Source organism: Mesorhizobium sp. NZP2077 (genome assembly GCF_013170805.1).
GTDB lineage: Bacteria > Pseudomonadota > Alphaproteobacteria > Rhizobiales > Rhizobiaceae > Mesorhizobium.
In genome coordinates this window covers 3797912-3812692 of the sequence record NZ_CP051293.1, presented here as the reverse complement: position 1 = coordinate 3812692, position 14781 = coordinate 3797912, and the positions used below count along the sequence as shown (strand labels likewise).

Sequence of the window (14781 nt, the reverse complement as noted above, 5' to 3'; positions counted from 1 at the left end):
GCCCATTGCGGATCCGCCGTACGCTTCAAAGAGTCCCGTGCATCTCACTGCGTCTTAATCGCCGGTGGCTGTTTCCACGATCCGTCGAGCGCTTGCGGCTTCGGCCAATAGAGCCGCATGACAACCATGAAGGGACCTTTGGGCGCCGGTAGCCAATTCGCTTTCACGGCATCACCTGGCGACTCGTTCTGAATATAAAATGTCAGGCCGCCATCAGCATCCTTGACGAATTGCGGCAGCATCGACTTGTTCAGCAGGTAGCGATTGATCGGGTTGGCGACCAGCAAGCTTGACGGCAACTCGTACATCGTCAGGGACCAGAAGGCGTTGGCAGGCGGCAGCTGGTCGGGCGTAAAGTGCAGCAAGTAACGGTTGCCACCATCCAGCTTCTGCCCCTCGGCATCCATGGCATACACCGGGTACATGGCTTCCTCCTTCGAGTTGCCATATATACCGAGCACCGCTCCGGCCATGCGATAAAGATAGTTGTTCTTCAGGTGCTCCCGCGTACCGAGCAGATCGCCAGAGGTCACCTCCCGAGCGTCTATTTTCTTTTTCAGGTTAGCGAGCTCAGCCCAAGCGTCGGCCATCCCCTGCTCGATGGCCCTCTTCATGTCGGGCGAGAGAGTGTTCGCGTCAAAGGTCTTCCCTGCGCCGACACCAATCTTGGCAAAACGCGCCATAAGCTCGGTCTCGGAGGGATCGGTTGGACAGAACTGCAGGACGAAGTTCAAGATGTTGAAAAACTCGGGCGACGTCTTCTGTTTGCTTGGCTCCAAAGGGTCGATGAAATCAACGGCCGGGGCGACCGCTGGTGCGGGCTGACCGAGAAACGCTGATAGCGGCTCCGCCTTATAGCCAGCCTGGATCTTCTTGACGTTGTCGAGATCGTCCGGCCTGAAGAGCTGCGTGCGGTAAATGCCGAGCACAAGCCCGGTCTCCGAGCGGATCACCTTTGCGACCCCCTTGGGCGTCTCGCCCCTCCAGCCCGGCCCGGCGATGAGGAAGCTGCCGCCGTCGTTGCCGGTCGTACGGCTGCCGATGTAGTCGAAATTGTGGGTATAGAGATCGACGAGCTGGATGCTGAAGTAGCGGTCCTTTTCCATCGACGGCACGGTGAGCACCATCGGTTCAGCCTGTAAGTCGAGCCCTATCATGGAGTAGGGAGTGTCAGAGTTGGGCGTCTGCACCGCCTTGTCATCGGGCGTGTAGACACGCGGGATGTTGACGAGCTGGTTCCAAGGCGCTTTGTGCTCGGGGCTCTTGGTGTTCACGAAATAGGTGTGAAGGATACGGTAGCCGTCCACCATTGGGTAGCCGTAGATGTAGGCCTCCTTGGCGATCACGCGCGCTTCAGTCGCAGTTACGACGGCAGCCTGAGCGCTGTTTGAGCCAAGTCCGGCGAGGCTAAAGGCTAGCGCCGAACCTATCGTAAAGTTGCGGCGTGTCAGTCTCATCGCGTTTTCTCCCAGTGTCCCGTCTGCCGCGACATCGAATTGCGTGAGCACTTCCATTCAAAGCAACGTCTTGCATTCTTTCGTGGATGGTGTCGGCAGGGGGCAATTCTTGCCGCCAGCATTCGCTTTCTTGCTGCTTTGCGGGCCGGTCAAACTCTCGACCTCGTTGCCGTAATTTTCCCTGGTGTTCTGATCGACTGCTGCAACGGGTGCCGCAATCACCAATCCTGCAGCGCTGCCCGCCGCCGCCGCCGCACCGGTCGTCGCTTGCACGATCGTGTCGCCAAGGCCGACCCTACTGTCGGTCAGGCTCTGGCCACCGGCCATCCGCGCCCCAATGAGCTGCACGATTTGCGGAGACGAAGCGAACTTGCCGTGGTTCAAACTGTCTCCGGATTTGACTTTCGTCAGATCGATGACAGTAACATTCTCGCTCGCGAGTTCTTCCTTGTAGGGAGCCTCCTCGGGATTAATAGAGCCGAGCCGGGGGATGTTGCCCCAGACCCGTCGCGAAACGGCGAGTGCCCGGTCATCCTGTGAGACAAAGAGAGTGAACTTCGGGTGCTGCTTACCCATGTCGGCAATCTGCGTGCGGAACACGTCAACATCGACGTCAGGCGCAGCCAGCATGACATTCTTGAACTTCGCCGGCAGGCCGCCATTGCGAATGGCCATCTGACGCAGGGATTCCAACGCAAGCCAGTTGCCCATCGAATGAGCGAGGATCGAAACCTCTTTTATGTCCGGATCGCGCGCGACATACTGGAACAGCAGTTCGAGGGCATCGCGGGTGTAGTTGGTGCTTTCGCGATCGTACCCATAGGCCAGCGTACTGCCTCGTGAAGGCCATGTGACCAGGATCGGGACGCTGTCGGTGCCCGTGTCCTTGGCGATCTGAGCAAAGCGGTAAACAGAGTCTTCGAATCGATTGTTGAACCCATGGATAAAGATCAGGACGCTGTGATCCGGGCTCTTCCTGACAGAGGCGTGCAGCCACCCCTTCGCGGTCTGCAGTGTTAATTCCTCGGCTTTCACAACCGCGAAATCGGTCGCAGGGTTTGATGGCAGCTTCTTGGGCCAGGCGACCTCGCCCACCTTGCGCGCCGATGCCGGAGGGATCGAGACCGTTATGTCCGCGAACGAAGGAGCGCTTCCGCGCTCGCCCGTATACATTTCGGCCGGATTGGCAGAGCGAGCGCGGGTCGTCGTTACCAGCATCTCCACCTTGCTAGATGCCGGTGACGTATCGGCCACCGGCAACAGCACATTAGTCGGGCGGGACGCGCAGCCGCAAAGCAGGCCAATACAAGCGAATGCCAGCGAAACGTTACGCATACGCAAGATGGTTAACCTGGTTACCAAGTTCGCACTCAAACACCCTCCCACAGACTGACATCCGAAGCTGATGTCGCCGGTCCAAACTGATGTCAGTTGACTTTAACGACCACGTACTGGGAGCCGGTGTGCTGATAGTACGTCGCGCCGCAGTGCCAGACCGACGTTCCGTTGACCGAAGTCTTAACGCAACCAGCAGGAAGTGTCCTGATGTAGACGTGTGTTCTGTGGATCGTACGCCGTGTCGTGCGCCGCGCGACGCCTGCCACGCTTCCTGGCGTAAGCGGCCGGCCAACCCGCGCCAACGCCTCAGACGACACCGAACCTCCCGACACCAAGGAGACCGGATCGATTTGGAGAAACGTGGCCAAGGCCAGGGCCAGGACGATAGAATTGCGCAATGTGAACTTCGTTGTCATCATTTCCTCCATTGTTTAGTCGTTGATCTAGGTCTGCACGCCCCGGTCCTGTCAGACAGACTTCGGGCATGAGCGGGCAATTCGAGCGGACGCCAACCAGCCAATGCCCCGGATCCTTCTCTCCGCCGGCTCGGTTCCTACGGTTCGCTTGGCCATCCAATGCCCGTTCACCTTGGCGGCCATGGAGTGGCACCCAATTTCCAGGCGGTATCGGTGTTTAGTACCGCTTCGACCTCTCCGGCTAACCGATCCACCAGTTCCTGCCATTCAACTCGCCTGGGCTCGCGTAATTCCAGCCGGACCTCGTCGACCCTTGAAAGCGCAAACTCCGCATCTGCGAGTTCCTCGCACATATCGCGAAAACTCTCACTCCGATCCATCAGCCGATGGATCGCCAATTCAAACCGCGGAAACCGACGTACCGCCGCCGAGATCGCTCTTGTTCTCCCAGCCGATCTGTCTTCTTTTGTCATAATTCGCTGACGTGACCGAATTATCGATAATTCTATGATCTGAATTGCTGAGTTGGTAGATGATCTGACCGAATTATATTGCCCAAGCCCTGCAGTGGAATGTAAGTTACGTGGGAGACCATGTAATGATACGCGCATAAGTTGCAGCGATTGCAGCGGTCAATGAGGGGGCAACTTGGATAATCCTCCTGGAACATTCTCCACAGGGGGGCATGATCTCCCTGTTGAGGATTGCCGCGCCCAACTTACCCTGATCGTCGCCAGTGCGGACTTCGATGCAACCGGGCGCGAGCGCCGCTTCCTCTCCCATGTGGTGGAGGAAACGCTGGCGGGACGTGGCGACCGCATCAAGGCCTATTCCATCGCAGTTGAGGTGTTCGGCCGCGGCGAGGCGTTCGATGCGCAGACGGATCCCATTGTCCGCATCGAGGCTGGCCACCTTAGGCGCGCGCTTGAGCGTTACTATCTGACCTCCGGACATGCCGACTCAATCCTGATCACGATCCCAAAGGGAGGGTATGTTCCTGTCTTCTCCCCGCGATCACCGGCGCCTATGGCAGAGCTTCCGGCAACCCCTGCTGCGTCTCTCGCCGTCCCCATTCCGGCCGCTCGCAGACGGACATTCAGTCTGACATGGGTGCTTGTGGCGCTCGTCATAGCCTTGGCCACCGTCGCATGGTGGTGGCACTCGCCCCGCGCCGGCTCCGGCACGCCTGAAGGGCCCCGCGTGCTTGTGCAGCCTTTCGAGGATCTGGCCGGGACAACGGCCTCAGCAGCCATCGCAAGCGGCTTGAAGCAGGAGGTCATCGGCCAGCTCTCCAAGTTCAAGGACGTCGTGGTCATGGAGTCGACCGGAAAGGCGGACGATACATTGGTTGCGCCCCCGCGATTTATCCTTGCCGGAAGCGTCAACCTGTCGGACGACGCCTTTCGCCTCCAAGTCCGCTTTGTCAACCGGGCCGACGGCTCTGTCCTTTGGGCCGAAAGCTACGATGGCGGATTGAAGGTCGCCGACCTGCTCAGGGCTCAAGCCGACATCGCGCGTAACGTGACCACGAGCCTCGCTCAAACCTACGGCGTCATTTTCCAGGCCGACGCCTCCCTCCACTTCGAGAACCCACCCGACGACTGGGCCGCTTACTCTTGCACGCTTTCATTTTATGTGTACCGAGCCGAGCTCGATCCACAAACCCGATCATCCGTACGCTCATGCCTCGAAAAGGCCGTCGATCGCTTCCCTAACTACGCCACCGCCTGGAGTCTTCTGTCGCTGATCTACATAGATGACTATCGTTTCGAGTTTCCAGTAGATCGCTCCTCGTCGCCGCCAGCGCTCGCGCGCGCCTTTGCCGCAGCAAGGCGGGCCGTGGAACTCGATCCGCTTAACATCCGGGGACGCCAAGCGGAAATGTTCGCCCTTTATTACAGCAAGAACATCGACGCAGCTTTGAAAGCGGGCAAGGACGCTTTGGCCATCAACCCGAACGATACCGAACTTATGGGCGAGTATGGAGCCCGCCTGGCGATGTCAGGAAGTTGGCATGAAGGATGCTCGTTGATTGGTGAAGCGCGCCAAAGAAATCCGAGTTCCATAGGTTACTACGACATTGACTTGGCCATGTGCTCCTATTTCCTGGGTGATTTTTCGCAAGCCGCCATGTGGATCAGGAAATCGCCGGTTCCATCCAATCCTATTTACCACGTGCTGGCAGCCGCGATTTTCAGCGAAGGCAAAGACAAAGTCGCTACTGAACACGAGCTCGCCTGGCTGGACCAAAATCAACCAGATCTGCTGAAGAACATGCGACAAGACCTTTCGATACGGCTTACGCGCCCGCAGGATGTCGAATTTGTCATCGGCTCGCTGAGGAAGGCCGGCGTTGCCATTGCGGATTGATCGCACAGTTCTAGTGGCGAGAAGGCCGGGCTCCGGCCGCCAGTTCCCCCCGCGAGTTTAGTAGGCAGCCTGGTGATAGGTGGCCTAACTGGCAGAACACCCCATGAATCCTGTCGAATATGGTTCGAGCATATCGCATTCATTTCAGCTTCTCCGAATGAAGCGCACAGGAAAGATCTGCCTGGGTCAGCCCTTCGCGGAATCATGATGTGGGCCTCAGCGGGTCGTAGCTCGCCTCACGCTACCTCCACTTGGATTGGTCATCTTGGGTAGTGTGCAGAGATTTCGCTGAGAGAGGGCGGTCGTGGCAGGCTGGCGATTGTTCACATCACCGATTCCCGCCAAGGAACGCCACCATGACCGGGACTGAAAGTAAGACCGCCAGCGCTGCCGTCAAAGACATTCTGCTTTCGAACCCAGACGAGCTGCACGAAATGATCCGTGCGGTGATGCAGGAAATGCTCGAGGCCGAGATCGACGAGGCACTGGGCGCTTCGAAGGGCGAACGCACGCCGGAGCGGCTTGGCTATCGCTCGGGTAATTACGGCCGCACCCTTGTGGCGCGCGTCGGCAAGCTTGAGCTGCGGTTTGCGCAGGGCCGCTCGGGGCGCTTCTCCACCGAATTGTTCGAGCGCTATCAGCGTTCGCAGTGCGCCTTGGTGGCGACGCTTGCGGAGATGTTTGTGCGTGTCGACCGCAAGGTCAAGGCGATCACCGAAGAGCTGTGCGACCATGCCTTCTCGGCTTCGTCAATCTCGGCCATCAACAAGCGGCTGGACGAGAGCCTCGCTGCCTTTGCTAGTAGACCCCTTCAAGAGCCGTTTGCCTACCTCATCCTCGACGCGCGCTATGAGAAGGTGCGTGAAGCCGGCGTCGTCATGAGCCAGGCGGTGCTGTTGCGGTCGCCATCGACTGGGACGGCCGACGCCAGATGCTGGCCGTGGAGATGGCCAATCGCGAGAGCCGCTCGGCCTGGAAGGACTTCCTCGTCTCACTGAAGACGCGCGGCCTCAAGGGCGTCGAACTGGTCGTGTCCGACGATCATGCCGGCCGCCGGCCCGTGGCAGCGATCGGCGAAGTGATCTCCGAAGCCGCATGGCGGCGCTGCTACGTGCACTTCCTCAGGAATGCGCTCGATCACCTGCCGAGGAAGCACGGCTACGACTGCCTGCATGAAATGCGCGCCGGCTTTACGACCGACGCGATCTCGCCGAGGCCAAGGCCGATCTCGCTGCACGGCTATCCAAATAGTCGGGCCGCTATCCGCGGCTGACGACATGGGTAGAGGAGACCATTGAGCACCCGCTGACCTTCTTCCGCCTGCCGCGCCAGCACCATAAGCACCTGAAATTCACCAACATGCTCGAACGGCTCAACGAAGAGATCACGCGCCGCACCTACGTCGTTCGCATCTTCCCCAACTCCGAAAGCTGCCTGCGCCTCGTCAGGGCGTTGGCCGTCGAGACCAACGAAAACTGGATGGAGGCCAACCGCTACATCGCTACATCAACATGGACGACCTGCGCGAGCACAAGCAGCTCGCTCTGCGCCATGGCCGCCCCTTTCGCAGAACTTGACGCACACAACCTCATTTTGCAGCAAGGGCGCTCGATGCGGCAACACCTCCACATGCCACCTGGGTTTCCGTCGCATCGTGCGTGCAGCGTGATGGCGGTTTGGTTGATATGGCGCGTCGGAACTTGCGGCAGAGGCTTGCCGTTCCGGGGCGGCAGGCCCAGCGAAGTCGCGTATGCTGCGACGCGTCGCGTAAGTTGATAGGGGGCGCCTAGCAACGGCTCTGCCGTGCCAACATGGGCCCCATCCCACCTGCCGTTGAACCCGTGGTGCCGACTGGCCCCCGCCGATCCGATCGCGACGTGGCCGCGGTGGGGTGGAAAATTGCCGAGCGGGCGGTCAATGTTGGAGGCACTTGCGGCCCACTGCCATTGCTTTGAAAGTCCCCTTCAGGTCGACGACAAAGGCCCCCTTGGTCTTCGGAAACACGGTCATTTTATATTTTTTCGCCACGTCGCGCTTGAATTTCGGGTCGTCGGTCAAGATGTAACCGCCAGAATATCCGCCCTTGAGTTCGCCGCTCGTGCTCGTGGCCACGCCCTTATAGAGATGGCCGTCAAGAGAGACGAAGATGTCAGACGTTTTTCCGCTCTTGAGGCCGATATCCACCTTCGTAAACACGCCGAGATACCCGACTTCCTGATTTGCGGTAACGCCCATTTGCACCGCACTTGGTCCATCTTGGCGCACGATCAAGCAATCTCCGCGGGTTTGATTTGTATAGACCGTCCAGCCCTCGACGTCGTCCCCGTATCGGACGAGCACATCGCTGGCCTTGGGAAGCGGATTTTGTGTTTGTGCGTAGGCTGCTGCAGCAGTCGAAAGCGCTACTGAAGTTGCCGCGATGAGTGTCATGAAGTTTCGCACGAATTTTCCCCTTCTATGCAAGCTGAACTGTTCTGTGGACGTCGACGCGATATTCGATTGCCCGGCCTCGGCTGAGGGCCCTTTGAGGTCATTGGATCGCCCGCTCAAACTGTTGCCTTTCCGCTCCTTGGGGTAACCGTCTAGGCTGAGCGATGCGATCGTTCCCGAAAAACCTTCGTAGCATAACGGCGGCCAGCGCCTTTTCGGCCATGCCGCGCTGGTCATGACTATCGGCCTCGGCTTGCCTCCACGTCTCGTCGCGACGCTCCTAGATTCGAGGCGTGTGTCTCCTACCCAACGTTCGTTATGACCGCCCGATGCTCGCGCCGATGTCACTCTCACTCAATGGATGTGGACGACGACGTACCGTCCGCCGGAAGGTTGGTAATACGTACTGCCACAATGCCACAACACCGTGCCGTTGATGGAGGTATGCACACACGCTGCCGGGAGCCTGGTCACGTAGACCGTCGAACGACGGATCGTTCGGCGTGTGGAACGCCTCGCAACCCCTGCGACGCTGCCAGGCGTGAGCGGATGACCGACCCGCGCCTGCGCATCGCCGACGAAAGGAGCCAAGGGCATAAGGGCGTCGACGAGCCCTGCAAACATCAAAGCAACGGCGATTCCGGTAGCGCCGGTCAATCTCAAGCTAGGTCTTGTCATTTCGCATCCTCCCAACTGCTCACTAGTTCGTGCGGTTTCATTTGCAGCCGATGCCCCACGCGTCTGGCGCAGCGTTGCGCCGAACCGAAACCAGGTGGTCTGCTTCCCGACCCCAGGGCCGAAGCAGCGCAAATCTTTGGTAATTTAGAATGTACTAATCCTCGAGCACGCATTCTATCCAGATTGCGCAAACTCTATCAGATCACTTGGAATGATGAGCCGGCGCAATTTCTCGGCGGACATTGCGCAACGGTCACAATCTCGAGGCTCGCCTGAGCGTTTCATTGGGAGATTCACCGAAGAACAAGCGATAATTCGCCGCGAAGCGGCCCAGATGGCTGGCCCCCACGTCCATCGCGATCGTCGTCACGCTCAAGCCATCTGCTCGGGCAGTGGTAAGTAGCCGTCTGGCTTCGTTGAGGCGGAGCGCTCTGATAAATTCAAGTGGGGTTACTGAGAACGTGGTACGAAAAGCGTATTCCAATTGTCGACGGCTGACACCGACTTCCTTGCATAGTCGAATAACGGGTATGTCTTCCCGTATGTGGGAGCGAATGAAATCCTCTGCGGCGGACGCTTGTCTGCGATGCCGGCCCGTGGAACCGGCTGTCCCGGTCTCAAGGCCGGCTGCGCCCGCAAACGCGTCAGCCACCGCTCCTAGATATTCCATGAACGCGCCTGGCGGCAGCTCGGGCAGAGCCGAATCGATTGCAACTCTCCCGAGGTGATCCGCAATCGACTTCATCTGGCATCGGATACTTCGTGCATCGTTGTTCCCAAGCCGAACTGCTGCTGGGCGATCGCTGAACTGCTCGATGCTCGCCCCCGCGGCAACCTCCTGGATTTCAGTCCAAATCGCGGTCGGAACAACGGCAACTGCGTAGATGAAGCCGGGCAGGACTGTCGCTGTCACGTTCGTACCAGCAGGAATTGCCAGGATCATGTCGTCTTCGAGTGGGATGCCACATATTGTGGACCCACAGGCTCGCTCGACGCCTACTAGCGCCACCGAACCTGGATCGAAACCGCCATTAGCGCGGAAAGCACAATTGAATTCAGACAAATCGAGCGCCCACTTGCCGGGCGACTGGACCTGCCTGATGCGCGACGGAAGCCAGCCGGGCGACAGCCTGTCGATCTTCACGGGCAAACCAGAGGCGGCGCTGCTAAGCTCGTCTGGGCCAAGCTGCACGTCCCTGTACGAAGGCGATGAAGGCCAGGATGTCAAAAGTACGTCCCTTGCGCAAAGTGGATAGCGGGATAGTTGTATTAGGCGTAGCTTAAACTCAAATTGCGCGAGATCAACCAGCGCAAAAAATGTCGCGCGGCTGGTGGGGACCATGGACGCATTAGATCCCGTTCAGACGGGAGCGCCGAGAACATCGAGCGCTTTCGCCTTGGCCATACCACCGCGCTGAGACCGAGGAGCGAATGGCACAAAACGTAGATACGTCGGTCCGTTACGTTCCGCCCCATTGTGCCAATTTGACCGACCGCGAAGTGAGGGTTCATCCAGCACCCAACGCTGCGCCAATATGAGGCCCGCGCGCCGACGGCGGCGAGCCTGCGCTAGGAAACTGGCGCTACGACGAGGACAATGGGGACGAACATGAAAAGATTTCGTTTGGCTGCCCTTGGAGCGGCAGGAGCATCCGCACTTTGTACGTTCAATGCATTTGCTGCTGATCCAACCAAGCAGCAGGACGAAGGTTGGACTATTACTGTCGCCCCCTATTTATGGGCATCAGGCATTAACGGAGAAAGCGGCCTCTTCGGATTCCCGCCTCAGGATGTCGACGTGAGCTTCAACGACGTGCTGCAGCACCTCAAATTCGGCTTTATGGGAACTTCGGAGGCCCGCAACGGGCGTTTCACCATCAGCACCGATATAGTCTACGCGAGGCTCAACGCCGACATAGGCACCCCCCGGGGGATCCTCGCTTCAAACGTTGATGCGAGCGTGAGCACTTTCATGGGGACGGCGCTTGGCGGGTACAGTGTGTATTATCAAGACGGGACGACTTTTGATGTCGTGGCCGGCGCCCGCCTTTGGTCGGCCGACAACCGTTTCGAGTTCCACGGCGGCGCCCTTGACGGCACTTCGGCGAGCGACGGCGATACATGGGTCGATCCAGTGATCGGCGCTAAATTCAAGGCCAATGTTGGGAACGGAATTTACTTGGCCGGCTGGGGTCTGGTCGGCGGCTTCGGCGCAGGATCTAAATCCATGTGGGATGTGATGGCGGGCGCCGGTTATCAATTCAGCGAAAAAACGTCGATGTTTGTCGGCTATCGAGCTGTGCACGACAATTATAGCCACGATGGCTTCGTCAATAAGGTTACTCAGCAGGGTCCAATGCTGGGTTTGACCTATCAATTCTCGATCGCCCAATAGGCGGATCGTCCTACAGTGGCGGGTTCGTGGCGCGTGCGCTCAGCTGGTCAACTGACGGCGGACAGGGCGTCGGCTTATAGCTGAGTCCTGGTGTGCTTATTGGGCGGAAGCAGAATACTAAACTTGAAGACTTGGCTCTTCAGGGGGGGCACGTTGATACCCCAAAAGGAATTACCAGAAGGGGAGAAGGGCGAAGAGTATGACTGTCGATCGAGACTTCCCGGCTGAAGCCGGCACAAGCAATAAAATCACGCGACGCGACGCCTTAATGGCTGGTACGGCGGCCGCCGTTTCGCAATTTGCCGCGCCTACTGGCCTTTCAGGAGTGCTTGCAGGCTTCGGCAGCGTTGAAGCTGCGGCCGCCCAACCGGCACCCCCAAACATCGTCTACATCATCTCCGACGACCAGGGCTGGAAGGACGTGGGCTTCCACGGCTCGGACATCAAGACACCCAACATCGACAAGCTGGCAGCCGAAGGCGCCAGGCTGGAACAATTCTATGCCCAGCCGATGTGCACGCCCACCCGCGCCGCGCTGATGACGGGCCGCTATCCCCTGCGCTACGGGCTGCAGATGGGCGTTATACCGTCGGGTGGCAGCTACGGCCTTCCCACCGATGAGTATCTCCTACCCCAGATGCTCAAGGACGCTGGCTACAAGACAGCGATGGTGGGCAAGTGGCATCTGGGGCACGCGAAGACGGAATACTGGCCGCGCCAGCGTGGATTCGATTCTTTCTACGGCGCCCTGGTTGGCGAAATCGATCATTTCAAGCACGCTTCCCATGGCGTGATGGACTGGTACCGCAACAACAAGCCGCTGAAGGAGCCCGGCTACGACAACACGCTGTTCGGCATGGAAGCCGCCAAGGTAATCGAAAGACATGACGGCAAGGCGCCACTATTCTTGTATCTCGCATTCACAGCACCGCATTCGCCTTACCAGGCCCCCGAACAGGCCGTCAAAAAATATGCTCATGTCGCCGATGAGCAGCGGCGGCTCTACTCCGCCATGGTCTCTGTCATGGACGACGAGATCGGCCGGGTTGTTGCAGCGCTCGAGAAGAAGAAGATGCGCGACAATACCATCGTCGTCTTTCAGAGCGACAATGGCGGCGTCCGTTCCGCCATGTTCGCGGGTGAATCGGAAGTTGGCGCCAACCTACCTGCCGACAACGGGCCGTACCGTGATGGCAAGGGTACGCTTTACGAAGGCGGCACGCGCGTTTGCGGCCTGGTGAACTGGCCGGGCAAGGTGAAGGCGGGTGATGTGGACGGCATGATACACGTCTCGGACATGTATCCCACTCTCGCCGCGCTTGCCGGGGCAAAACCGACCAAGAACAAGCCGCTCGACGGCATGAACGTCTGGGATACGATCCGCCAGGGCAAACCCTCGCCCCGCAGTGAGATGGTGTACAATGTTGACCCGACTGGCGGTGCCATCCGTGAAGGCGACATGAAGCTTGTATGGTCGGCTGGCGTGTTGGAGCGGGTCGAACTGTTCGATCTTGCCGCGGACAAATCCGAGAGCACTAATCTGGCCGACAAGAATCCGGATAAAGTTAAGGAGTTGAAAGGGAAAATCGTGGATCTCGCCAAACAAATGGCGCCGCCCCTGCTGATGATGGAAGCGATCAAACTGACCTTCGGAGCAGCGCCAATTTCGGCCGATCCGTCGTCGATGTTCAATGAGATCGGAGACTAGCTCGGCAAGATCATACTATAGAATTCCATGGAACAGAAATCATGAATGACGCTGGCGCGGCAGTGCCATCTACAGAGGATTTGGAACGTGTCCGTTCCGTTCCTGGGCTCAGCCCGCAATTCAACGATATGGTGCAGGTTCCGGGCGGCGAATTCCTGATGGGATCGGACCACCACTATCCAGAAGAGGCGCCGGCGCACCGCGTTGTCGTCGACGGCTTCTGGATGGATCGTACGACCGTTACGAATGGTGAATTCAGCCGCTTTGTCGAGGCCAGCGGCTACGTCACACAGGCCGAGCGTCCGGCAAGTGCCGCGGACTATCCCGGAGCTGGCGCCGATTCATTGGCGCCAGCTTCAGCCTTGTTCGTCAAGCCTCCGCGCGGCATCGATCGCGGCAATCACTACAATTGGTGGGCCTATGTGCGCGGTGCGAATTGGCGACATCCGCGCGGGCCTGCCAGCAGCCTCAAGGGCCTTGAAGCCCACCCTGTCGTCCATATCGCATACGAGGACGCGCAAGCCTATGCGGACTGGGCGGGAAAGGCGCTGCCGACCGAGGCCGAATGGGAGTTTGCCGCTCGCGGCGGGCTGGATGGCGCCGAGTTCGCGTGGGGCGACGAACTAACCCCCGGCGGCCAGCATGTGGCCAACACGTACCAGGGTGAGTTCCCGTTCCGCAACGATTGCGAGGACGGCTACGAATGGACAGCGCCGGTCGGCTCCTTTCCGGCAAACGGCTATGGGCTCTACGACATGACGGGCAATGTCTGGCAGTGGACAACTGACTGGTACCAGAAGCACGGCCGGATCGACAGCCCTTGCTGCACTATGACGAACCCGAGCGGCGGCGAGCGTGAAGTGAGCTACGATCCGCTGACGCCCGACATCAAGATTCCGCGCAAGGTGACCAAGGGCGGGTCTTTCCTGTGCGCTCCCAGCTACTGCCGACGTTATCGGCCGGCGGCGCGCATGGCGCAGCCGGTGGACACCTCCACCTGCCATCTCGGATTCCGCTGCATCGTGCGTGCAGCCCCGTAACAGCAAGCCTCTGCCGCGAGTTCCGAAGCACAATATCAGGCAAATCGCGATCATGCCTTTGAATCCGGTGAGGGCCGACTGGCGCCTGCCGATCCGGCGCGGCGACCCCACACGCAAGCGCCGAAAGCCCAGCGAAGTCACGCAGGCTGCGACGCACCGCGTCAGTTAATACGGCGACGACCCCCACAAACAGGTAGCACGGGCTCGGGGCGATGCGCTCCCACATCATGGCCCCCAAACCCACTCCGACCCGCTCTGCCTTAAGACTCTGTCAGCTGGCTTCAGCCAATGGCCGAGTTCGGTGGAAAGTTGTCGAGCGGGCGGTCAATGTTGGAGGCACTTGCGGCCGACTGCCATTGCTTTGAAAGTCCCCTTCAGGTCGACGACAAAGGCCCCCTTGGTCTTCGGAAACACGGTCATTTTATATTTTTTCGCCACGTCGCGCTTGAATTTCGGGTCGTCGGTCAAGATATAACCGCCAGAATATCCGCCCTTGAGTTCGCCGCTCGTGCTCGTGGCCACACCCTTATAGAGATGGCCGTCAAGAGAGACGAATATGTCAGACGTTTTCCCGCTCTTGAGGCCGATATCCACCTTCGTAAACACGCCGAGATACCCGACTTCCTGATTTGCGGTAACGCCCATTTGCACCGCACTTGGTCCATCTTGGCGCACGATCAAGCAATCTCCGCGGGTTTGATTTGTATAGACCGTCCAGCCCTCGACGTCGTCCCCGTATCGGACGAGCACATCGCTGGCCTTGGGAAGCGGATTTTGTGTTTGTGCGTAGGCTGCTGCAGCAGTCGAAAGCGCTACTGAAGTTGCCGCGATGAGTGTCATGAAGTTTCGCATGATAATGCCTTTCCTTGGTTTACCGTTCTTTGCTCATGAATGTCCGCATTGCCGCCCCGTGATGGGTCTTTTCTCTTCGCGGACTGGTTCGTCGGGT

At 59.0% G+C, this 14781-nt stretch carries 11 protein-coding genes and 2 pseudogenes; 6 read left to right on the top strand and 7 right to left on the bottom strand.

The window, feature by feature from the left end; all coding sequences use genetic code 11:
• Positions 1-44: 44 nt before the first annotated feature.
• The 3 genes from HGP13_RS18875 to HGP13_RS38760 all read right to left on the bottom strand — a co-directional run bounded on the left by HGP13_RS18875 (position 45) and on the right by HGP13_RS38760 (position 3211).
• Positions 45-1514, bottom strand: a complete 1470-nt coding sequence (locus tag HGP13_RS18875; RefSeq protein WP_246707057.1) for a DUF1254 domain-containing protein — start codon at positions 1512-1514, stop codon at positions 45-47.
• The gene (locus HGP13_RS18870) at positions 1515-2792 is read right to left on the bottom strand and encodes an alpha/beta hydrolase (protein ID WP_172234770.1); all 1278 of its coding nucleotides are present in this window, start codon (positions 2790-2792) and stop codon (positions 1515-1517) included.
• Positions 2793-2884: 92 nt separating this feature from the next.
• A complete protein-coding gene (locus HGP13_RS38760) occupies positions 2885-3211 on the bottom strand; it encodes a hypothetical protein (RefSeq protein WP_348647069.1) in 327 nt (108 codons plus the stop codon).
• A 648-nt stretch (positions 3212-3859) separates the two neighbouring features.
• Between HGP13_RS38760 and HGP13_RS18865 the strand changes: the two genes are divergently transcribed.
• From HGP13_RS18865 to HGP13_RS38755, 3 genes and pseudogenes are all read left to right on the top strand, one after another.
• A complete protein-coding gene (locus tag HGP13_RS18865; RefSeq protein WP_172228109.1) occupies positions 3860-5581 on the top strand; it encodes a hypothetical protein in 1722 nt (573 codons plus the stop codon).
• A 356-nt stretch (positions 5582-5937) separates the two neighbouring features.
• Positions 5938-6854, top strand: a pseudogene (locus HGP13_RS18860) (transposase).
• A complete protein-coding gene (locus HGP13_RS38755; protein ID WP_348647148.1) occupies positions 6851-7357 on the top strand; it encodes a transposase in 507 nt (168 codons plus the stop codon). The pseudogene HGP13_RS18860 and the gene HGP13_RS38755 overlap by 4 nt, the downstream one beginning before the upstream one ends.
• 138 nt (positions 7358-7495) lie before the next feature.
• On the opposite strand, the gene HGP13_RS18855 is transcribed toward HGP13_RS38755, so the two are convergent.
• The 3 genes and pseudogenes from HGP13_RS18855 to HGP13_RS18850 all read right to left on the bottom strand — a co-directional run bounded on the left by HGP13_RS18855 (position 7496) and on the right by HGP13_RS18850 (position 10031).
• The gene (locus HGP13_RS18855; protein WP_246707055.1) at positions 7496-8248 is read right to left on the bottom strand and encodes a hypothetical protein; all 753 of its coding nucleotides are present in this window, start codon (positions 8246-8248) and stop codon (positions 7496-7498) included.
• A 117-nt stretch (positions 8249-8365) separates the two neighbouring features.
• A pseudogene (locus tag HGP13_RS38750) lies at positions 8366-8599 on the bottom strand (hypothetical protein); the annotation flags it as partial.
• A gap of 343 nt (positions 8600-8942) precedes the next feature.
• Positions 8943-10031 carry a helix-turn-helix domain-containing protein gene (locus HGP13_RS18850; protein WP_172228107.1) on the bottom strand — a complete coding sequence of 363 codons (1089 nt, stop codon included), beginning with the start codon at positions 10029-10031 and terminating at the stop codon, positions 8943-8945.
• Between the two features lie 267 nt (positions 10032-10298).
• On the opposite strand from HGP13_RS18850, the gene HGP13_RS18845 reads away from it, so the two are divergent.
• From HGP13_RS18845 to HGP13_RS18835, 3 genes are all read left to right on the top strand, one after another.
• On the top strand, positions 10299-11084 hold the full coding sequence (locus HGP13_RS18845) for a hypothetical protein (protein WP_172228105.1): 786 nt from the start codon (positions 10299-10301) through the stop codon (positions 11082-11084).
• Between the two features lie 199 nt (positions 11085-11283).
• On the top strand, positions 11284-12792 hold the full coding sequence (locus HGP13_RS18840; RefSeq protein ID WP_172228103.1) for an arylsulfatase: 1509 nt from the start codon (positions 11284-11286) through the stop codon (positions 12790-12792).
• Between the two features lie 128 nt (positions 12793-12920).
• The gene (locus HGP13_RS18835; protein WP_172234769.1) at positions 12921-13832 is read left to right on the top strand and encodes a formylglycine-generating enzyme family protein; all 912 of its coding nucleotides are present in this window, start codon (positions 12921-12923) and stop codon (positions 13830-13832) included.
• Positions 13833-14156: 324 nt separating this feature from the next.
• Here HGP13_RS18835 and HGP13_RS18830 read toward each other — a convergent pair whose 3' ends face one another.
• Positions 14157-14684 carry a hypothetical protein gene (locus tag HGP13_RS18830; protein ID WP_172228101.1) on the bottom strand — a complete coding sequence of 176 codons (528 nt, stop codon included), beginning with the start codon at positions 14682-14684 and terminating at the stop codon, positions 14157-14159.
• Between the last annotated feature and the right edge of the window lie 97 nt (positions 14685-14781).